Raw genomic sequence first — 18,108 nt, forward strand, 5'->3', positions numbered from 1 at the left:
AAGATCGAAAGCAGGAATGGCTCCCAACGCCCGCCTCGACCACCGCAACCCCCTCGTGTTCGACACGCACGAGCTGGGTCGGCGTCCTGGCGCGCTGCAGCGCCTGACCCGCGAGATCGACGCTCCCGCGGATCTCGGTATCCAGGGAGTCATCGGAGTGCCGGAAGGCGCCCCGCTGGAGCTCGAACTCCGACTCGAGTCGGTCATGGAAGGGGTGCTCGTCACAGGCACCGCCCGTGCACAGGCCGAGGGGGAGTGCGTAAGGTGTCTGGAGCCGGTCGGGCTGGAGCTCGAAGCGGACTTCCAGGAACTGTTCTCGTACCCTGACGCCGACGACCGGGGCCGCGTGATCGCGGAACCGGGCGACGACGCCGAGGACGACGAGGACAGGTTCTTCCTCGAGGACGGACTTTTCGACCTCGAACCTCTGCTGCGCGATGCGGTGGTGCTCGCACTGCCGATGCAGCCGGTGTGCCAGGACGACTGCCCCGGTCTGTGCTCCGAGTGTGGAGCGCGGCTCGTGGACGACCCGGACCACCACCACGACGCCGTCGACATCCGTTGGGCGGCTTTGCAGGGACTCGCCGGTTCACTCGAAGACGGCGAGAAGGACGAGATGAGCGGCGCCGAAGCGGGCGTCGACGAGAAGCAGGAGAAGTAGCCGTGGCTGTTCCGAAGCGGAAGATGTCGCGCAGCAACACGCGCCACCGCCGGTCGCAGTGGAAGGCTGCGGTCCCCACCCTGGTTGCGTGCGAGCGCTGCCACGAGCCCAAGCAGCAGCACATTGCGTGCCCGTCTTGCGGCACCTACAACAAGCGCCAGGTCCTCGAAGTCTGAGCGGGCTGGTGAGAGGCACTGTGTCCAGTCCCAAGAAGGCGGAAGACGCCAAGGCGGACGCACCCGCCAAGAAGAAGGCGGACAACACGGCCTCGTCCCACACGCTTCTGGAAGGGCGGCTCGGCTACCAGGTCGAGTCCGCCCTTCTGGTGCGTGCGCTGACCCACCGTTCCTACGCGTACGAGAACGGCGGTCTGCCGACGAACGAGCGGCTGGAGTTCCTCGGGGACTCCGTGCTCGGCCTCGTCGTCACGGACACGCTGTACCGCATCCACCCCGACCTGCCCGAGGGCCAGCTGGCCAAGCTGCGGGCCGCGGTGGTCAACTCGCGTGCGCTGGCGGAAGTGGGCCGCGGCCTCGACCTGGGCGCCTTCATCCGGCTCGGCCGGGGTGAAGAGGGCACGGGCGGCCGGGACAAGGCGTCCATCCTTGCCGACACCCTTGAAGCGGTGATCGGCGCGGTCTATCTCGATCGGGGCCTCGATGCGGCGTCCGAGCTGGTGCACCGGCTCTTCGACCCGCTGATCGAGAAGTCCTCGAACCTCGGAGCCGGCCTGGACTGGAAGACCAGTCTCCAGGAGCTCACCGCGATCGAGGGGCTCGGCGTGCCCGAGTACCTGGTCACGGAGACCGGCCCCGACCACGAGAAGACCTTCACTGCTGCCGCCCGCGTCGGAGGCGTCTCGTACGGCACCGGCACCGGCCGCAGCAAGAAGGAGGCGGAGCAGCAGGCCGCCGAGTCCGCCTGGCGGTCCATCCGGGCCGCGGCGGACGAGCGCGCCAAGGAGGCCACGAAGGACGACACGTCGTCCGCCACCGCCTGACCTACAAGAGCACAACACCGAGCGCCCGTCCGAAGCCTGTCTCCGGGCGGGCGCTCGGTTCATCCACCGGTCCGTACGGGGGGTCCAGATGCCAGAGTTGCCCGAGGTCGAGGTCGTCCGGCGGGGTCTTGCGCGGTGGGTCGCCCATCGCACCGTCGCCGACGTCGAGGTGCTGCACCCGCGCGCCGTGCGCCGGCACATCGCGGGCGCCGACGACTTCGCGCACCGCCTCAAGGGCCACCACATCGGCACCCCCAGCCGGCGCGGCAAGTACCTGTGGCTGCCGCTGGAGGAGACGAACCAGTCCGTCCTGGCCCACCTCGGCATGAGCGGCCAGCTGCTGGTGCAGCCGCACGAGACGCCGGACGAGAAGCATCTGCGCATCCGCGTCCGCTTCGCCGACTCCCTGGGCACCGAGCTGCGCTTCGTGGACCAGCGCACCTTCGGCGGCCTCTCGCTGCACGACAACACCCCCGAGGGCCTGCCCGACGTCATCGCGCACATCGCCCGCGACCCCCTCGACCCGCTGTTCGACGACGAGGCCTTCCATCTGGCCCTGCGGCGCAAGCGGACCACCATCAAGCGGGCCCTGCTGGACCAGTCGCTGATCAGCGGGGTCGGGAACATCTACGCGGACGAGGCCCTGTGGCGCGCCCGCATCCACTACGAGCGCCCCACGGCCAACTTCACCCGCCCGGTCACGACGGAACTGCTGGGCCACGTCCGCGACGTGATGAATGCGGCCCTCTCCGTCGGCGGCACCAGCTTCGACAGCCTGTACGTCAACGTCAACGGCGAGTCGGGCTACTTCGACCGGTCCCTGGACGCGTACGGCCGTGAGGGCCTGCCCTGCAAACGGTGCGGCACCCCCATGCGCCGCCGCCCCTGGATGAACCGGTCCAGCTACTTCTGCCCGAAGTGCCAGCGGCCACCGCGGAAGGGCTGACCCGAGCCCCCGTGGCGCTGCCCGGGGACGGCGACGAGGACTGAATTCCCGGTCGGGCTACGACGGCTGCCGGGTGTCGTACGCCTCGCGGGCCGCGAGGACGTCGTCCATCGAGCCCTCCACACAGTGGATGAGGGCGAGCAGCCGCTCGGCGACCCGGCGGCCCAGGGGCGTGAGGTAGTAGTCCACGCGGGGCGGGTTGGTCGGCTGGGCCTCGCGGTGCACCAGGCCGTCGCGCTCCAGCGCATGCAGGGTCTGGGACAGCATCTTCTCGCTCACGCCGTCGACGCGGCGGCGCAGCTCGTTGAAGCGCAGCGAGCCCTCGTACAGCGCGCCGAGCGTCAGGCCGCCCCAACGGCCCGTGACGTGCTCCAGCGTGCCGCGCGACGGGCACGCCTTGGCGAACACGTTGTACGCGAGGTCGTCCTGATCCTGGGTCATGCCGGTCATGCCGCAAGGGTACGCGAGCGCAGCGCTAACCACCAGGTTGCACTATCCAGAAGTTAGTGCTTTCCTATGGTCACTGCTTATGAGCTGCCCGTTCGGGCTGTTCGAGTGCTTGGCTTGCCTAAGAGGAGCAATCATCGTGACCACCCCCGTTGTGTCCATCGCTTACCACTCCGGCTACGGCCACACCGCTGTGCTCGCCGAGGCCGTCCGCGCCGGCGCCGCGGAAGCCGGTGCCGAGGTGCACCTGATCAAGGTGGACGAGATCACCGACGAGCAGTGGGAGACCCTGGACCGTTCCGACGCGATCGTCTTCGGTTCGCCCACCTACATGGGCACCGCCTCCGGCGCCTTCCACGTCTTCGCCGAGGCGTCCTCCAAGCGCTGGTTCGGCCAGGACTGGAAGGACAAGCTGGGGGCCGGCTTCACCAACTCCGGCTCCAAGAGCGGGGACAAGCTGCACACCCTGCAGTTCTTCCAGATCCTCGCCGCCCAGCACGGCATGAACTGGGTCAACCTCGGTCTGCACCCCGGCTGGAACAACAGCGAGGGCTCCGAGCACGACCTCAACCGCCTCGGCGTCTTCGCGGGCGCGGCCGCCCAGACCAACGTGGACGAGGGCCCGGAGGGCGTGCACAAGGCAGACGTGGCCACGGCGGAGCACCTGGGCCGCCGGGTGGCGGAGACGGCGAAGGTGTTCGCACTGGGCCGCGCCGCCGCGTAAGGCGCTCAGCGCCCGACGGGCTGTCTCGGCAACCGAAGAAGTGAAGGGCCGGGTCCGTGACCTGCGGCCGTGTCATCTGCCTGCCTCACCGCGCGGTTTGCTGAACGTGGGGGTGCGGTACCCGGGCAACGACCGTACGGTGTGACACGTGGCCGGAGGGCCGAAGACCGCAAGAAACGGTATTCGGCCCTCCGGCTGGGTGCAGCGGCTGTGCCGGTCATGACGACGGGTGGCGGAGGGTGCGAGCCTCCGCGTCGCAGCACAGCCTCCAGGGTGGATTAGCGGTGGCCGAGCGGGCGGTCGTAATCCCGGTCCCAGCCGTGGTGCCAGCCACGGTCCCGGTCCCGGTCGTGGCCCCAGCCGCGGTCGCGGTCCCAACCGTGGTGCCAGCCACGGTCGCGGTCCCAGCCGTGGTGCCAGCCACGGTCCCGGTCCCGGTCGTGGCCCCAGCCACGGTCACGGTCCCAGCCCCGGTCGCCGAAGTGGCCGTCGTGGTCACCCCTGTGGCTGTCCGAGTAGACCCTCCCGTTGTCGCGGTCATGGCCGACTCCGGCGGCCAGGGCCGGCATGGCGGCCGCGCCGACGAGCGCGCCCGAAGCCACACAGGTGGCGATCAGGCGGGCCGCCGTACGAGAAACAGACATGAATCTGTCACCTCACGTTCGTGCACACCGACCCTGGTCGGGCCGGGCGTGCTTTCCGAAGTTCCCGGCTCGGTGCCGAGGCCCCACACTGTGGCCCTCCACGGCGACACCGAGCCAGGGACAGGATTCGCGTTACAAAGTGCAGATATATCCGTAACTCTCCCTTGTATGGGCCATTGACACCGGGGAGGGGCCTGGGCGCCACCTCTGTCCCGGCTTGGAATCACGCCGAGAGCAGGAAAAAGAGCAACTGACGGCCCGTGACACCCTTGGCTGTCTTCGCTGCCCCAACTCCTTCGAACGGCCCAATGGCTTCGGTAACGACGGGGGACCTCTGTTCGGGGGACCCGCTGCGAGGCGGGCCGTGTCGATCCGGTCGAGCGGTGGCAGGGCGTGGTCGTGACAGCGCGGACCCGCCGGTGCGCCGGTGCTCGTCGCACGGGACGCTCGCACCCGGACCGGTTGATCAGGCGTCGAAGTCGCACTCCGACACGTGGGCGGCAGAGGCGAGGATCATCTCGTCGCCCTCGTCGCCCTCGTCGCCCTCGTCGCCCTCGTCGCCCTCGTCGCCCTCGTCGCCCTCGTCGCCCTCGTCGCCCTCGTCGCCCTCGTCGCCCTCGACGCCCTCGACGCCCTCGACGCCCTCGACGGGGCGCCCCTCATCCGCGCTCAGGCCTGTGACCTGGGAATCTCTCAGTAGCCGAAGTCCTGCGTCCACCAAGGGCCGTCCGACCCGATGTGCACGCCGACTCCGAGGGTCTTGAAGTCGCAGTTCAGGATGTTGGCCCGGTGGCCGGGGCTGTTCATCCAGGCCTGCATCACGGCCGCCGCGTCCGCCTGGCCGCGGGCTATGTTCTCGCCGCCGAGGCCGGTGATGCCTGCCTTCGCTGCCCGGTCCCACGGGGTCGCCCCGTCCGGGTCGGTGTGGTCGAAGAAGTTGCGCGCGGCCATGTCGTCGCTGAACGCCTCGGCCAGCCTGGTCAGCGAGGAGTTCGCCGCCAGCGCGCTGCAGCCGACCTTCGCCCGCTCCTCGTTGACGAGCTTCAGCACCTCCGCCTCGGCGGCGGCCTGGGCCGACACCGTCACCGGCGCGGAGGACGCGGTCGGTGCCTTGGGCGCCTTGGGTGCCTTGGGCGACGGGGTGTGCTTCGGCTTGGCGGCCGGCTTCGGCTTCTTCGTCGGGGTGGCCGAGGCCGAGGCGGACTCGGAGGCGGAGGCCGACGCCGACGGGGTCGGCGACGACGAGGGCTCCGTGTCACGGCTCGAGGGCGAGCCACCGACCGGGCTGTCCGCGCTGCCCGAGGTGCCACCCTGCTCGGTGGTGGTGTTGCTGGGGGAGTCCGCGGCCTGCACCCGGTCGCCGCCGGTGGTGTGCGAGCCGCCGCCGAGCTGGTAGTGCTGCAGGCCCGGCACCGCACCGGTGGTCACCGCGACCGTACCGAGGGCAACGGCGGCGGAGATCCCGAGCAGACCCGTGCGCACCGGCTTCGCGACCTTCTTGCGGTGCCGGTGGCCATGGGACGGACCGCCGGCCGGGCTGAACCCACTGCTGCCGGAGGCGTCCCACGACGGCTCGCCGTCCATCGCGTACAGGTAGGCCGTGCTCCTGGCGTTGGCCTCGGCGTACGCCTCCGGGTTCAGGTACGGCGCGATGCCCATGGGGGCGCGGTGGCCCGCGTACGAGTTCAGCGGGTCTTCGTCGCCCGTGACGGGGCGGGTCGTGTGGGTGACCCCCGTGGCGCGGCCCGGGGCGGCGCGGCCGGCGGCGGAGCGTCGGTGGCGTCCCATGTCCTTGCCCTCTCTCGTCTCGCGGGGTCGACCCGGCGCGCGGCGCCTCGGTGGCGATTGACCTCCGGTCAACCCAACTCACTCGATCCAGTGAGTTTCATATGAGATGCATTGGGTCGGGACGGTACCCCATACGGGTGAGGGGGGAAGTGTTCCGAGTGACTTTGGTCCATTAGGTTGCACGCATGAGCGAGGATGTTCGACTGGTTGCCTGGGTCCGTGGGCGCGTCCAAGGTGTGGGTTTTCGCTGGTTCACGCGGGCCAAGGCGCTGGAGATCGGCGGTCTGAGTGGTTTTGCTCTCAATTTGGGCGACGGCCGCGTCCAGGTGGTTGCGGAAGGGCCGCGCTCGGGTTGCGAGGGTCTGCTGGACTGGCTGGGGGGCGGCGACACGCCCGGGTATGTGGACGGTGTCACCGAGATCTGGGACACACCCCGCGGGGGCTACGACGGCTTCGCCATCCGCTGACCCGATTCTGTAAAGCCCCGCAGGCCGACCCGCGGCGATCTGCCCCGGGCACATGCCCGGAGCAGAAATGGGCTGGTGGTTGCCAAGAAGGGCGAGGCATGGCAGGCTCCACCGATACAGCTGATCGTCACGCCCTGAGGGCCCCGCAGGAGCAGCAGCGCCGCCGTTCGTAGGCCGCGCGCCCCGGGTTTGCCCGCCAATACAGGGTGTGATCGTGTTGACCGTCAAACTTTTTGGTGAGACGCTGAAAGCCCCGCGCACCTTAGCTGTTTGGCATGTAAGAACGGCAGAGCAACACTCGAGTGTGTCAAGCACCGCGGGTGCGATCCCTCACGACCCACACCGCATCGGTCGGTCACTCAGTGTGGAGGACCATCCATCATGGCAAAGGCGCTTCTCGGTTACGTCGGCGGCTCCGACCCTCGACTCCTCGCCGAGATGCGACGGCTGCAGCAGCGTGTCCAGGACCTGGAGTCCGAGCTCGTACGGATCCAGGCGGAGAACGACGCGCTGACGGCTGCCGCCTCTCAGGACAGGATCATGGAGAGCATCGACGCACACCAGGCGGAGCCTGCGCTCACCTGATCGCTGCATCAGCTCCACAACAGCAGTCGCAGCGGTTGGGCTGCCCGTAATCAACCGCACAGTTGTCAGACGACTGAGACCCAGCCGTCAGAGTTGCAAGGGACGCTTCGGCGTCCCTTCTTTCTTTCCCCCGCATCCTTTCACTGTCTTTAACGTCTGGTGTGCCCTGCATGTTCAACGGCGAAACCGTGGGGTTGCGAGTGTTCGTGGAGTGAGATAGCGGCGGAAGGTAGAGTCCAGCGGCGTGCACCTCAAGGCCCTGACCCTCCGCGGGTTCAAGTCGTTCGCCTCGGCGACCACGCTCCGGTTCGAACCGGGTATCACGTGTGTCGTCGGCCCGAACGGCTCGGGCAAGTCCAACGTCGTGGACGCGCTCAGCTGGGTCATGGGCGAGCAGGGCGCCAAGTCGCTGCGCGGCGGCAAGATGGAGGACGTCATCTTCGCCGGCACCACCGGCCGCCCGCCGCTGGGCCGCGCCGAGGTGTCCCTGACCATCGACAACTCCGACGGGGCGCTGCCCATCGAGTACGCAGAGGTCACCATCACGCGGATCATGTTCCGCAACGGCGGCAGCGAGTACCAGATCAACGGCGACACCTGCCGTCTCCTGGACATCCAGGATCTGCTGTCCGACTCCGGCATCGGCCGCGAGATGCACGTCATCGTCGGCCAGGGCCAGCTCGACTCCGTCCTGCACGCGGACCCGATGGGCCGCCGCGCCTTCATCGAGGAGGCCGCGGGTGTGCTGAAGCACCGCAAGCGCAAGGAGAAGGCGCTGCGGAAGCTGGACGCGATGCAGGCCAACCTCGCGCGCGTGCAGGACCTCACCGACGAGCTGCGCCGCCAGCTCAAGCCGCTCGGCCGCCAGGCCGCGGTCGCCCGCCGGGCCGCCGTCATCCAGGCCGACCTGCGCGATGCGCGCCTGCGCCTGCTCGCCGACGACCTCGTACGACTGCGCGAGGCCCTCAAGACCGAGATCGCCGACGAGGCGGCCCTCAAGGAGCGCAGGGAAGCCGCCGAGCAGGAGCTGAAGAAGGCGCTCCAGCGGGAGGCCCTGCTGGAGGACGAGGTGCGGCAGCTCGCGCCGCGCCTCCAGGGCGCCCAGCAGACCTGGTACGAACTGTCCCAGCTGGCCGAGCGGGTGCGCGGCACGATCTCGCTGGCCGACGCCCGGGTGAAGAGCGCCACCTCCGCACCTCCTGAGGAGCGGCGCGGCCGCGACCCCGAGGACATGGAGCGCGAGGCCGCCCGCATCCGTGAGCAGGAGGCCGAGCTGGAGGCGGCCCTGGAGGCGGCCGAGCGGGCCCTGGAGGACACGGTCGCGCACCGCGCCGAGCTGGAGCGTGAACTGGCCGTCGAGGAGCGGCGCCTGAAGGACGTGGCCCGCGCGATCGCCGACCGCCGCGAGGGTCTGGCCCGGCTCAACGGCCAGGTCAACGCTGCCCGTTCGCGAGCCGCCGCCGCCCAGTCAGAGATCGACCGCCTGGCCGCCGCCCGCGACGAGGCACAGGAACGTGCCGTCGCCGCCCAGGAGGAGTACGAGGCCCTCAGGGCCGAGGTCGACGGCCTCGACGCCGGCGACGCGGACCTGGCCGAGCAGCACGAGGCGGCGAAGCGGCAGCTCGCCGAGGCCGAGTCCGCGTTGAGCGCGGCCCGCGAGGCGGCGACCGCGGCCGAACGCAGGCGCGCCGCGACCCAGGCCCGTCACGAGGCGCTGGCGCTGGGACTCCGGCGCAAGGACGGCACCGGCATACTGCTGGGAGCCCGGGACCGCCTCACCGGACTCCTGGGCCCGGCCGCGGAACTGCTGACGGTGACCCCGGGCCACGAGATTCCCCTGGCCGCAGCCTTCGGTGCGGCGGCCGACGCCATCGCCGTGACGACACCGGCATCCGCGGCCGAGGCGATCCGGCTCCTGCGCAAGCAGGACGGCGGCCGTGCGGCGCTGCTGCTGGCGGGGGCGCCGGAGGAAACCGGCGGCGGGACAGCGCCCCAGAGGGGCGCGGCGGACTACGCGACCAGCCACGACGAACCCGCGGCCGACCAACTGCCCACCACGGCGCCTCCTGCGGCGGATCTCGTCCGAGGCCCCGCCGAACTCATGCCCGCCGTGCGCCGCCTGCTGCGCGGCATCGTCGTCGTGGGCACGCTCGAAGACGCCGAGGACCTTGTTTACGCCCACCCCGAGCTGACCGCCGTCACCGCCGAGGGCGACCTGCTCGGCGCGCACTTCGCGCACGGCGGGTCGGCCGGAGCGCCCAGTCTGCTGGAGGTACAGGCCTCCGTGGACGAGGCCGCCGCGGAGCTGGAGGAGCTCGCGGTGCGGTGCGAGGAACTCAGCGAGGCGCAGCACGCGGCGGCCGCGCGGCGCACCGAGGCCGCCGCGCTGGTGGAGGAGCTGGGGGAGCGGCGCCGGGCCGCCGACCGGGAGAAGTCGGCCGTGGCTCAGCAGCTGGGGCGGCTCGCGGGGCAGGCGCGCGGTGCCGCCGGGGAGGCCGAGCGGTCCACGGCAGCGGCGGCTCGCTCGCAGGAGGCGCTCGACAAGGCCGTACAGGACGCCGAGGAGCTGGCCGAACGGCTGGCCGTGGCCGAGGAGATGCCGGTCGAGGAGGAGCCGGACACCTCGGTGCGGGACCGGCTCGCGGCCGACGGCGCCAACGCCCGGCAGACCGAGATGGAGGCCCGGCTCCAGGTCCGTACGCACGAGGAGCGGGTGAAGGGGCTCGCCGGGCGGGCCGACTCGCTGGACCGCGCCGCCCGCGCGGAGCGCGAGGCACGCGTGCGTGCCGAGCAGCGGCGGGCGCGGCTGCGGCACGAGGCGGCGGTGGCGGAGGCTGTCGCCTCCGGTGCACGCCAGCTGCTCGCGCATGTCGAGGTGTCCCTGGCCCGCGCCGAGCAGGAGCGGGCCGCGGCCGAGGCAGCCAAGGCCGCGCGGGAGCGGGAGCTGACCGCCGCGCGCACCGCCGGCCGCGACCTCAAGGCCGAGCTCGACAAGCTCACCGACTCCGTCCACCGCGGCGAGGTGCTCGGCGCCGAGAAGCGGCTGCGGATCGAGCAGTTGGAGACCCGGGCGCTGGAGGAACTGGGTGTGGAGCCCGCGGGGCTCATGTCCGAGTACGGCCCCCATCAGCTCGTACCGCCGTCCCCGCCCGCCGAGGGCGAGGAGCTGCCGGAGGACCCCGAGCACCCGCGCAACCAGCCGAGGCCGTTCGTGCGCGGTGAGCAGGAGAAGCGGCTCAAGGCCGCCGAGCGCGCCTACCAGCAGCTCGGCAAGGTGAACCCGCTCGCCCTGGAGGAATTCGCCGCGCTGGAGGAGCGCCACAAGTTCCTCAGTGAGCAGCTCGAAGACCTGAAGAAGACCCGAGCCGACCTGCTCCAGGTGGTGAAGGAGGTCGACGAGCGCGTCGAGCAGGTCTTCACCGAGGCCTACCGGGACACCGCCCGCGAGTTCGAGGGCGTCTTCAGCCGGCTGTTCCCGGGCGGCGAGGGACGGCTGATCCTGACCGACCCCGACAACATGCTCACCACGGGCGTCGACGTCGAGGCCCGCCCGCCGGGCAAGAAGGTCAAGCGGCTGTCCCTGCTCTCCGGCGGCGAGCGGTCGTTGACCGCGGTGGCGATGCTGGTGTCGATCTTCAAGGCCCGGCCGAGCCCGTTCTACGTCATGGACGAGGTCGAGGCCGCCCTGGACGACACCAACCTCCAGCGGCTGATCCGGATCATGCAGGAGCTGCAGGAGTCCTCGCAGCTGATCGTGATCACGCACCAGAAGCGCACGATGGAGGTCGCCGACGCGCTCTACGGCGTGTCCATGCAGGGCGACGGCGTGTCGAAGGTCATCTCTCAGCGCCTCCGTTAGGCAAACCCTCAAGATCAACTGACCCTGTGTTCACTTATTGAACACAGAACCCTTGGGCCTATCTCAAAACTCACAGCAGTCGAACTATTGACTTCGAAACTTGAAGGCATAGTCTCTGCAACGTTGCTTTTACCTTCAGGTGTCACCACCTGAGAGGGCTCACCCCCACCCGGCAGCGTTGCCGTGGCCCGAGGAGTTTTTTCGTGACCAGCACAGCGCAGGCACCTCAGCAAGGAGCCAGGACGGCTCAGCCCGAGCATCTCGGGCATGTCATCTTCATCGCGGCGGCGGCCGCGATGGGCGGCTTCCTGTTCGGCTACGACAGCTCCGTGATCAACGGTGCCGTCGAGGCCATCCGCGACCGCTACGACATCGGCTCCGCGGCCCTTGCCCAGGTCATCGCCATCGCCCTGATCGGCTGTGCCATCGGCGCCGCGACCGCCGGCCGCATGGCCGACCGGATCGGCCGCATCCGCGTGATGCAGATCGCCGCCCTGCTGTTCACGGTCAGCGCCGTCGGCTCGGCCCTGCCCTTCTCGCTGTGGGACTTCGCCCTCTGGCGCGTCGTCGGCGGCTTCGCCATCGGCATGGCCTCGGTCATCGGCCCCGCCTACATAGCCGAGGTCGCCCCGCCGGCGTACCGCGGCCGCCTCGGCTCCTTCCAGCAGGCCGCGATCGTCATCGGCATCGCCATCTCGCAGCTGGTCAACTGGGGCCTGCTCAACGCCGCCGGCGGCGACCAGCGCGGCAAGCTGATGGGCCTGGAGGCCTGGCAGGTCATGCTCGGTGTCATGGTGGTCCCGGCCGCGCTGTACGGCCTGCTCTCCTTCGCGATCCCCGAGTCCCCGCGCTTCCTGATCTCCGTCGGCAAGCGTGACCGCGCCCGCGAGATCCTCGCCGAGGTCGAGGGTCACAACCGTGACCTGGACGCCCGTGTCGCCGAGATCGAGCAGGCGATGAACAGCGAGCACAAGTCCACCTTCAAGGACCTGCTCGGGGGTGGCTTCTTCTTCAAGCCGATCGTCTGGATCGGTATCGGCCTCTCCGTGTTCCAGCAGTTCGTCGGCATCAACGTCGCGTTCTACTACTCCTCGACGCTGTGGCAGTCGGTCGGTGTCGACCCGACGGACTCGTTCTTCTACTCCTTCACGACGTCGATCATCAACATCGTCGGCACCGTGATCGCGATGATCTTCGTGGACCGCATCGGCCGCAGGCCGCTCGCGCTCATCGGCTCGGTCGGCATGGCCGTCGGCCTCGCGCTCGAGGCCTGGGCGTTCTCCCACCACCTGGTCGACGGCAAGCTGCCCGCGACCCAGGGCTGGATCGCCCTGGTCGCCGCCCACCTGTTCGTCCTCTTCTTCGCCCTGTCCTGGGGTGTGGTCGTCTGGGTCATGCTCGGCGAGATGTTCCCGAACAAGATCCGCGCCGCCGCCCTGGGCGTGGCCGCCGCCGCGCAGTGGATCGCCAACTGGGCCATCACCGCGAGCTTCCCGTCGCTGGCCGACTGGAACCTGTCCGGCACCTACGTGATCTACACGGTCTTCGCCGCGCTCTCCATCCCGTTCGTCCTGAAGTTCGTCAAGGAGACGAAGGGCAAGGCGCTGGAGGAGATGGGCTAGGCCCCACAATCCCGAGGAGACGGGCCAAGTCCCCGCTGCCCGGCTCCTCGTACCGTCCGTCGCCCCCGCTCGGCCACTGCCCGAGCGGGGGCGACGGTGTGTCGTACGGGCGTGGTCACCGGATGAGGATGCGGGCTCCGAGCCGCTGGGCACGCAGTGTCGCCGCCTCGATGTTGTTCGGGCGGCCCTCGATCCACGACGGATGCAACCCGATCACCCCGGCGATCATGTCCAGGTGGGTGCGCAACAGGGCGACCTCCTCCAGGAACAGGGGCAGCTCCTCGGTCGGGACCTCCATCCAGTCGCCGTTCAGCAGGGGGAGGTAACGGGCGCCCAGCGAGCGCACCACGTCCGATCCCCACACCTCCCAGCGCCAGGACTCGAAGCCGGCCGAGTCGTCGCACCTCTCGGGCACGTCGAGCACGTCGAACTCCCCGTTCGGACCCCGGGCGACCACGTCCACGCCAAGCGTCATGGGTCCAGTGGATCACCGCCGGACCAGGCCGGCCCACCAGTTGTCGCATCAGCTCAGCCCCCCAGCGCCGGAAGCACCCGCTCCGCGAACAACCGCAGGCTGCGCCAGCCCTCCACCACCGGCATCCCGCCCGCCAGCGGATGCAGGACGAGACTGTCCAGACCCTGCGCCACGCACTGCTCCGGCGTGAGGATCCGGTACACGCCCTCGGCGCGCAGCTCCTCGACCGTCGTGGCCGCCGACCGCACCGCCGAGCGGATGTCGCCGGACTGCCAGGAGGCATAGGTGCGGGCCTCGTGCAGGAAGTGCTCGCCGTACTCGGACCACGCCCGGTCCGGATCCTCGGCGAGGTGCAGCAGCGGGGTCTCGGCCGCCGGCATCATCGTCCAGCCCTCGGTGCCGAACACGGTGAGCTGTTCCTTGTAGTACGCCTCCAGCTCCGGCAGATGAGCGCTCGGGAAGAACGGCAGGCCGAGCCGGGCGGCCCGGCGGGCGGCGGCCTTCGAGGAACCGCCGACCAGCAGCAGGGGGTGCGGATCGGTGTACGGGCGCGGGGTGAGCCGTACCGTACGGCCCCGGTACGTGAACTCCTCGCCGGTCCACGCCTTCAGCAGGGTCTCCAGCAACTCGTCCTGCAGCCGGCCGCGCCGCTTCCAGTCCACGTCGAACAGCGCGTATTCCTCGGGCCGATAGCCGATGCCGGCCACCGTCACCAGCCGACCGCCGCTGAGCAGATCCAGTACGGCCATCTCCTCGGCCAGCCGCAGCGGATCGTGCAGCGGGCCGATCACCGCCGACACCGTCACCGCGATGTTCCGGGTCGCCCCGAACACCGCGCCCGCGAAGGCGAACGGCGACGGCAGCCAATTGTTGTCGGCGCCGTGGTGCTCCTCGGTCTGCACCGTGCTGATCCCGTGCTCGTCCGCGTACGAGGCCATCTCCAGGGCGGCCCGGTAGCGGGCGGCGAGGGAGGCGGGGGCGGCGCCGGGAGCGACGAGGTTGAAACGCACGACCGTGACGGGCATGGGAAGTCCCCCTCCGGTACTACTCGGTGGAGAGGGACGGTAACTGACGAGGCGTCAGACGGCCAGGGGCTCGGCCTTCTCGGTCTCCTCCGCCGCCTGCGGGGTGACCACCGCCGGCTTCGGCAGGGCCAGGTACAGCAGGCCGGAGATCACGATCGTGGCGACCCAGCCGAGGCCGTACTCGCCGATGACGTTGTTCTTGGCCAGCGGGCCGGTGAACCAGTCCGAGGTGGTGAACATCAGGCCCGCCATCAGGCCGATCGCCCAGGCGGCCACGGCGGCCGGGGAGAAGCCGCCCCGGTACCAGTAGGCGCTGGTGCGGGCGGTGTCGGTGATGGCCGCGCCGTAGTACTCGGTCCGGCGGATCATGTCCGCGCCGAACACGCCGACCCACGCGGAGAAGGCCACCGCGAGCAGGGAGAGGAAGGCGATGAAGGAACCCAGGAAGCTGGTCGCCACCAGCATCAGCACCCCGCCGAAGACCAGCGAGATCACGGCGTTGACCGAGACCGCCCAGTGCCTGGGCACCTTGATGCCGAGGGTCTGCGCGGTGAAGCCGGCCGAGTACATCGACATGGAGTTGATCAGCAGCATGCCGATCAGTGCGATCAGCAGGTACGGCACCGCGATCCACGTCGGCAGGATCTCGCCGAGGAAGGAGACCGGGTCGGAGGCCGAGGCCAGGTCCGGGGTGGAGACCGCCATCACCGCGCCCATCAGCACCATCGGCAGCACGACGATGCCGGCGCCGCCCACTGCCGTGCCCACGATCGCCTTCGACGACGCCGTACGCGGCAGGTAGCGGGTGAAGTCGGGTGCCGACGGGATCCAGCTGACGCCACCCGCCGCGATCATGCCGATACCGGTGATCACCGCGGCCGTGGAACCGGCGCTGTGGTCCATCACCTTCGACCAGTCGGTGTTCACGGCCAGGTACACCAGCACCAGCACCGAGAAGACGCCGAAGAAGTAGGTCGCGTACTTGTTGCACCTCTGGACGGCGTTGATGCCCAGCCCCGAGATCGCGAAGGTCGCGACCACGAACGCCAGCAGCATCACCATGTCCAGCACGCTGTTGGCCTTGATGCCGAACACGATGTCCAGGATGGTGAGCATCGCGTAGGCGCCGGTCACCGCGTTGATCGTCTCCCAGCCCCAGCGGGCGACCCAGATCAGCGAACCGGGCAGCAGATTGCCGCGCTGCCCGAACACCGCGCGCGACAGCGCCATGCCGGGTGCCCCGCCGCGCTTGCCCGCGATGCCGATCAGCCCGACCAGGCCGTACGACACGACCGGCGCGGCCACCGCGACGACGAGCGCCTGCCAGATGTTCAGGTGGTACGCCACCACCAGGCTCGCGCCCATGGTGAGCAGCAGCACGCTGATGTTGGCGCCGACCCAGGTCGGGAACAGCTCCCGGGTTCTCGCGGTGCGCTCGTGGTCGGGTACCTGCTCGATGCCGCGGGTCTCGAGAGCGCCTTCGGTCTCGGCTGTCCTGCTCATGAAAGACGGTGCCCTAAGGGTGGGGACGGGGGACGTGGGGACTCTACGCGCGTTGACCGAGTCGATGCCATCGTACTTTGATACGAGTCATGCCTTAAAGGGGTCTTTGTCCCTCAGAGGAAGCGACAAGCAGGGTTCCGCCGTAACCCATGGCTGATACTGGACGGGTTATGGAAACCGTCATCCTTGCTGTAGTCATCGCCGTGGTCGTGCTCGGCGCGCTCGGCGGGCTCATCGTCGGCAGTCGGCGCAGGAAGCCGCTGCCCCCGCCGCCGCCCGCCGCGCCCGACATCACCGCGCCCCCGGCCGAGCCGCACGTCGGCGACGAGGCCGAGACGCCGCGCGACGAACCGCGCCGGACGATCGAGGAGGTGGATCTCCCCGGCGGTTCGGCACCGGTCGCCGTGGAGGAGCCCCCCACTGTCGAGGCTCCCGAGATCGAGATCCCGGAGCCCACCGCCGGGCGGCTGGTCCGCCTGCGCGCCCGCCTGTCCCGCTCGCAGAACGCCCTCGGCAAGGGCCTGCTCACGCTGCTGTCCCGCGAGCACCTCGACGAGGACACCTGGGAGGAGGTCGAGGACACGCTGCTCACCGCCGACGTCGGCGTGCAGCCCACGCAGGAGCTGGTCGAGCGGCTGCGCGAGCGCGTGAAGGTGCTCGGTACCCGCACCACGGAGGAGCTGCGCGGCCTGCTGCGCGAAGAGCTGCTCAAGCTCGTCGGCACCGACGTCGACCGCACGGTCAAGACCGAGCCCGAGGACCGCAAGCCCGGCATCGTGATGGTCGTCGGCGTCAACGGCACCGGCAAGACCACCACCACCGGCAAGCTCGCCCGCGTCCTGGTCGCCGACGGCCGTACCGTCGTCCTCGGCGCGGCCGACACCTTCCGTGCCGCGGCCGCCGACCAGCTGCAGACCTGGGGTGAGCGCGTCGGCGCCTACACCGTGCGCGGGCCGGAGGCCGGTGACCCCGCCTCCGTCGCCTTCGACGCGGTCAAGGAAGGCAAGGAGATGGGGGTCGACGTCGTCCTCATCGACACCGCCGGCCGCCTGCACACCAAGACCGGCCTCATGGACGAGCTGGGCAAGGTCAAGCGCGTGGTCGAGAAGCACGCGCCGCTGGACGAGGTGCTGCTCGTCCTCGACGCCACCACCGGCCAGAACGGTCTGGTGCAGGCCCGGGTGTTCGCCGAGGTCGTGGACATCACCGGCATCGTGCTGACCAAGCTGGACGGCACGGCCAAGGGCGGCATCGTGGTCGCGGTCCAGCGCGAGCTGGGCGTGCCGGTCAAGCTGATCGGCCTCGGCGAGGGCGCGGACGACCTGGCGCCGTTCGAGCCCGAGGCGTTCGTGGATGCCCTTATCGGTGAGTAGGTAACGCCCAATTTCGGGAGCCGACAGCACCTAGGAACGTTCCTGGGTGCCGGTCGGGCCGCGAGAAGCCCCGCCCCCAAGGTGCAGTTGGGGACGGGGCTTCGCCATGTGCGCCGCGGATTCGACCGTCAGGCCCGCGCCCGCGACCGGTGCGCCACATACGCCAGCGTGCCCAGCAGCAGCCGTGCCGCCGGTGGCCGGGTCGCCGAGTCCAGGGCCGGTGGGCGCAGCCAGCGCACCGGGCCGAGGCCGCCCCGGTCGGAGGGCGGGGCGGTGATGTACGTGCCCGGGCCGAGGCCCCGCAGGTCCAGGGCGGACGGGTCGTCCCAGCCCATGCGGTAGAGCAGCTGGGGGAGCTCGGCGGCGGCGCCGGGGGCGACGAGGAAGTGCGCGCGGCCGTCCGGGGTCGCGGTGACCGGGCCGAGCGGGAGGCCCATGCGTTCGAGACGGACCAGGGCGCGGCGCCCGGCGGGCTCGGCGACCTCGACGACGTCGAACGCGCGGCCGACGGGCAGCATCACGGACGCGCCCGGGAACTCGGCCCATGCCTTGGACGCCTCGTCGAGCGTGGCCCCGGCCGGCACCTGCGGTGCGAAGTCGAGCGGGTGCGCGCCCGGCGCCGCGCACTCCGGGTGCCCGCAGGAGCAGGTGCCCGCCGCGGCCCGCGCGCCCGGCACCACGTCCCAGCCCCACAGTCCGGTGAACTCGGCGACGGCGGTGCACTCCGACGAGCGGCCGCGTCGACGCGTGCCGGAGCGGATCTCGCGAATGCCGCCGATCGTGAAGCCCATGCCCCCTCCAACGGGTCCAGCGCGCCGGTGGTTACGACACGGAGTGAGACGGAAGCGGAACGTGACGCTACGGCTCCGCCTTCCCTCACCCCTGTGAGGCCAAGGCGGCGCTTTGCGGCGTTGCGGGTGGTGCATGGGAGTTTGCGCGCCCCTGTGCGCATCACTCCGCCCACTTCCGGCCGTCCTATGTCAAGTGAA

At 70.3% G+C, this 18,108-nt stretch carries 18 protein-coding genes; 10 read left to right on the forward strand and 8 right to left on the reverse strand.

What is annotated here, in order from left to right; all coding sequences use genetic code 11:
* The first annotated feature begins 16 nt into the window (after window positions 1–16).
* The 4 genes from ACIF83_RS33835 to mutM all read left to right on the forward strand — a co-directional run bounded on the left by ACIF83_RS33835 (window position 17) and on the right by mutM (window position 2,607).
* Complete coding sequence (locus tag ACIF83_RS33835; protein WP_398139759.1) at window positions 17–661, forward strand: YceD family protein; 645 nt, start codon at window positions 17–19, stop codon at window positions 659–661.
* 2 nt (window positions 662–663) lie between these two features.
* Window positions 664–837 carry a 50S ribosomal protein L32 gene (rpmF, locus tag ACIF83_RS33840; protein WP_003951102.1) on the forward strand — a complete coding sequence of 58 codons (174 nt, stop codon included), beginning with the start codon at window positions 664–666 and terminating at the stop codon, window positions 835–837.
* Between the two features lie 8 nt (window positions 838–845).
* Window positions 846–1,661: a ribonuclease III gene (gene rnc / locus ACIF83_RS33845; protein WP_399732614.1), complete on the forward strand. Its 816-nt coding sequence runs from the start codon at window positions 846–848 to the stop codon at window positions 1,659–1,661.
* Between the two features lie 88 nt (window positions 1,662–1,749).
* Window positions 1,750–2,607 carry a bifunctional DNA-formamidopyrimidine glycosylase/DNA-(apurinic or apyrimidinic site) lyase gene (mutM, locus tag ACIF83_RS33850; RefSeq protein ID WP_393480419.1) on the forward strand — a complete coding sequence of 286 codons (858 nt, stop codon included), beginning with the start codon at window positions 1,750–1,752 and terminating at the stop codon, window positions 2,605–2,607.
* A gap of 57 nt (window positions 2,608–2,664) precedes the next feature.
* Here mutM and ACIF83_RS33855 read toward each other — a convergent pair whose 3' ends face one another.
* Complete coding sequence (locus ACIF83_RS33855; RefSeq protein WP_393480416.1) at window positions 2,665–3,057, reverse strand: winged helix-turn-helix transcriptional regulator; 393 nt, start codon at window positions 3,055–3,057, stop codon at window positions 2,665–2,667.
* Window positions 3,058–3,193: 136 nt separating this feature from the next.
* Between ACIF83_RS33855 and ACIF83_RS33860 the strand changes: the two genes are divergently transcribed.
* Window positions 3,194–3,778, forward strand: coding sequence for a flavodoxin family protein (locus tag ACIF83_RS33860; protein ID WP_393480413.1), 585 nt, complete (start codon window positions 3,194–3,196; stop codon window positions 3,776–3,778).
* A gap of 278 nt (window positions 3,779–4,056) precedes the next feature.
* On the opposite strand, the gene ACIF83_RS33865 is transcribed toward ACIF83_RS33860, so the two are convergent.
* The 3 genes from ACIF83_RS33865 to ACIF83_RS33875 all read right to left on the reverse strand — a co-directional run bounded on the left by ACIF83_RS33865 (window position 4,057) and on the right by ACIF83_RS33875 (window position 6,210).
* Complete coding sequence (locus tag ACIF83_RS33865; protein ID WP_398139756.1) at window positions 4,057–4,422, reverse strand: hypothetical protein; 366 nt, start codon at window positions 4,420–4,422, stop codon at window positions 4,057–4,059.
* 466 nt (window positions 4,423–4,888) lie between these two features.
* The gene (locus ACIF83_RS33870) at window positions 4,889–5,140 is read right to left on the reverse strand and encodes a hypothetical protein (protein ID WP_399732619.1); all 252 of its coding nucleotides are present in this window, start codon (window positions 5,138–5,140) and stop codon (window positions 4,889–4,891) included.
* A complete protein-coding gene (locus tag ACIF83_RS33875) occupies window positions 5,116–6,210 on the reverse strand; it encodes a CAP domain-containing protein (RefSeq protein WP_399732622.1) in 1,095 nt (364 codons plus the stop codon). The genes ACIF83_RS33870 and ACIF83_RS33875 overlap by 25 nt, the downstream gene beginning before the upstream one ends.
* A 185-nt stretch (window positions 6,211–6,395) precedes the next feature.
* Between ACIF83_RS33875 and ACIF83_RS33880 the strand changes: the two genes are divergently transcribed.
* The 4 genes from ACIF83_RS33880 to ACIF83_RS33895 all read left to right on the forward strand — a co-directional run bounded on the left by ACIF83_RS33880 (window position 6,396) and on the right by ACIF83_RS33895 (window position 12,743).
* A complete protein-coding gene (locus ACIF83_RS33880; protein ID WP_393480403.1) occupies window positions 6,396–6,677 on the forward strand; it encodes an acylphosphatase in 282 nt (93 codons plus the stop codon).
* 381 nt (window positions 6,678–7,058) lie between these two features.
* Window positions 7,059–7,262 (forward strand): hypothetical protein, encoded by a 204-nt coding sequence (locus ACIF83_RS33885; protein WP_023546484.1) that lies wholly within the window; start codon window positions 7,059–7,061, stop codon window positions 7,260–7,262.
* Window positions 7,263–7,506: 244 nt separating this feature from the next.
* Window positions 7,507–11,121 (forward strand): chromosome segregation protein SMC, encoded by a 3,615-nt coding sequence (gene smc / locus ACIF83_RS33890; protein ID WP_398139753.1) that lies wholly within the window; start codon window positions 7,507–7,509, stop codon window positions 11,119–11,121.
* Between the two features lie 203 nt (window positions 11,122–11,324).
* On the forward strand, window positions 11,325–12,743 hold the full coding sequence (locus tag ACIF83_RS33895; RefSeq protein ID WP_393480397.1) for a sugar porter family MFS transporter: 1,419 nt from the start codon (window positions 11,325–11,327) through the stop codon (window positions 12,741–12,743).
* Window positions 12,744–12,858: 115 nt separating this feature from the next.
* Here ACIF83_RS33895 and ACIF83_RS33900 read toward each other — a convergent pair whose 3' ends face one another.
* The 3 genes from ACIF83_RS33900 to ACIF83_RS33910 are packed head-to-tail and all read right to left on the reverse strand — an operon-like array spanning window position 12,859 to window position 15,746.
* Entirely contained in the window at window positions 12,859–13,218 is a 360-nt protein-coding gene (locus tag ACIF83_RS33900; protein WP_399732627.1) for a hypothetical protein, read from the reverse strand.
* A gap of 53 nt (window positions 13,219–13,271) precedes the next feature.
* On the reverse strand, window positions 13,272–14,243 hold the full coding sequence (locus ACIF83_RS33905) for an LLM class flavin-dependent oxidoreductase (protein WP_393480392.1): 972 nt from the start codon (window positions 14,241–14,243) through the stop codon (window positions 13,272–13,274).
* 54 nt (window positions 14,244–14,297) lie between these two features.
* The gene (locus tag ACIF83_RS33910; RefSeq protein WP_399732630.1) at window positions 14,298–15,746 is read right to left on the reverse strand and encodes a cytosine permease; all 1,449 of its coding nucleotides are present in this window, start codon (window positions 15,744–15,746) and stop codon (window positions 14,298–14,300) included.
* Window positions 15,747–15,916: 170 nt separating this feature from the next.
* Between ACIF83_RS33910 and ftsY the strand changes: the two genes are divergently transcribed.
* The gene (ftsY, locus tag ACIF83_RS33915) at window positions 15,917–17,119 is read left to right on the forward strand and encodes a signal recognition particle-docking protein FtsY (protein WP_393480387.1); all 1,203 of its coding nucleotides are present in this window, start codon (window positions 15,917–15,919) and stop codon (window positions 17,117–17,119) included.
* 128 nt (window positions 17,120–17,247) lie between these two features.
* Here ftsY and ACIF83_RS33920 read toward each other — a convergent pair whose 3' ends face one another.
* Window positions 17,248–17,910, reverse strand: coding sequence for a bifunctional DNA primase/polymerase (locus tag ACIF83_RS33920; protein ID WP_393480384.1), 663 nt, complete (start codon window positions 17,908–17,910; stop codon window positions 17,248–17,250).
* Window positions 17,911–18,108 lie beyond the last annotated feature (198 nt).

This window comes from Streptomyces sp. NPDC085866 (assembly GCF_044541035.1).
Classification (GTDB): domain Bacteria; phylum Actinomycetota; class Actinomycetes; order Streptomycetales; family Streptomycetaceae; genus Streptomyces.

What these genes read in the sequence shown, in the direction of transcription:
- ACIF83_RS33835 (WP_398139759.1), top strand. Translation starts at nt 17, where the DNA reads ATGGCTCCCAACGCCCGCCTCGACCACCGCAACCCCCTCGTGTTCGAC.
- mutM (WP_393480419.1), top strand. Translation starts at nt 1,750, where the DNA reads ATGCCAGAGTTGCCCGAGGTCGAGGTCGTCCGGCGGGGTCTTGCGCGG.
- ACIF83_RS33855 (WP_393480416.1), bottom strand. Translation starts at nt 3,057, where the DNA reads ATGACCGGCATGACCCAGGATCAGGACGACCTCGCGTACAACGTGTTC.
- ACIF83_RS33865 (WP_398139756.1), bottom strand. Translation starts at nt 4,422, where the DNA reads ATGTCTGTTTCTCGTACGGCGGCCCGCCTGATCGCCACCTGTGTGGCT.
- ACIF83_RS33875 (WP_399732622.1), bottom strand. Translation starts at nt 6,210, where the DNA reads ATGGGACGCCACCGACGCTCCGCCGCCGGCCGCGCCGCCCCGGGCCGC.
- ACIF83_RS33880 (WP_393480403.1), top strand. Translation starts at nt 6,396, where the DNA reads ATGAGCGAGGATGTTCGACTGGTTGCCTGGGTCCGTGGGCGCGTCCAA.
- ACIF83_RS33885 (WP_023546484.1), top strand. Translation starts at nt 7,059, where the DNA reads ATGGCAAAGGCGCTTCTCGGTTACGTCGGCGGCTCCGACCCTCGACTC.
- ACIF83_RS33900 (WP_399732627.1), bottom strand. Translation starts at nt 13,218, where the DNA reads ATGACGCTTGGCGTGGACGTGGTCGCCCGGGGTCCGAACGGGGAGTTC.
- ACIF83_RS33905 (WP_393480392.1), bottom strand. Translation starts at nt 14,243, where the DNA reads ATGCCCGTCACGGTCGTGCGTTTCAACCTCGTCGCTCCCGGCGCCGCC.
- ACIF83_RS33910 (WP_399732630.1), bottom strand. Translation starts at nt 15,746, where the DNA reads ATGAGCAGGACAGCCGAGACCGAAGGCGCTCTCGAGACCCGCGGCATC.
- ftsY (WP_393480387.1), top strand. Translation starts at nt 15,917, where the DNA reads ATGGAAACCGTCATCCTTGCTGTAGTCATCGCCGTGGTCGTGCTCGGC.
- ACIF83_RS33920 (WP_393480384.1), bottom strand. Translation starts at nt 17,910, where the DNA reads ATGGGCTTCACGATCGGCGGCATTCGCGAGATCCGCTCCGGCACGCGT.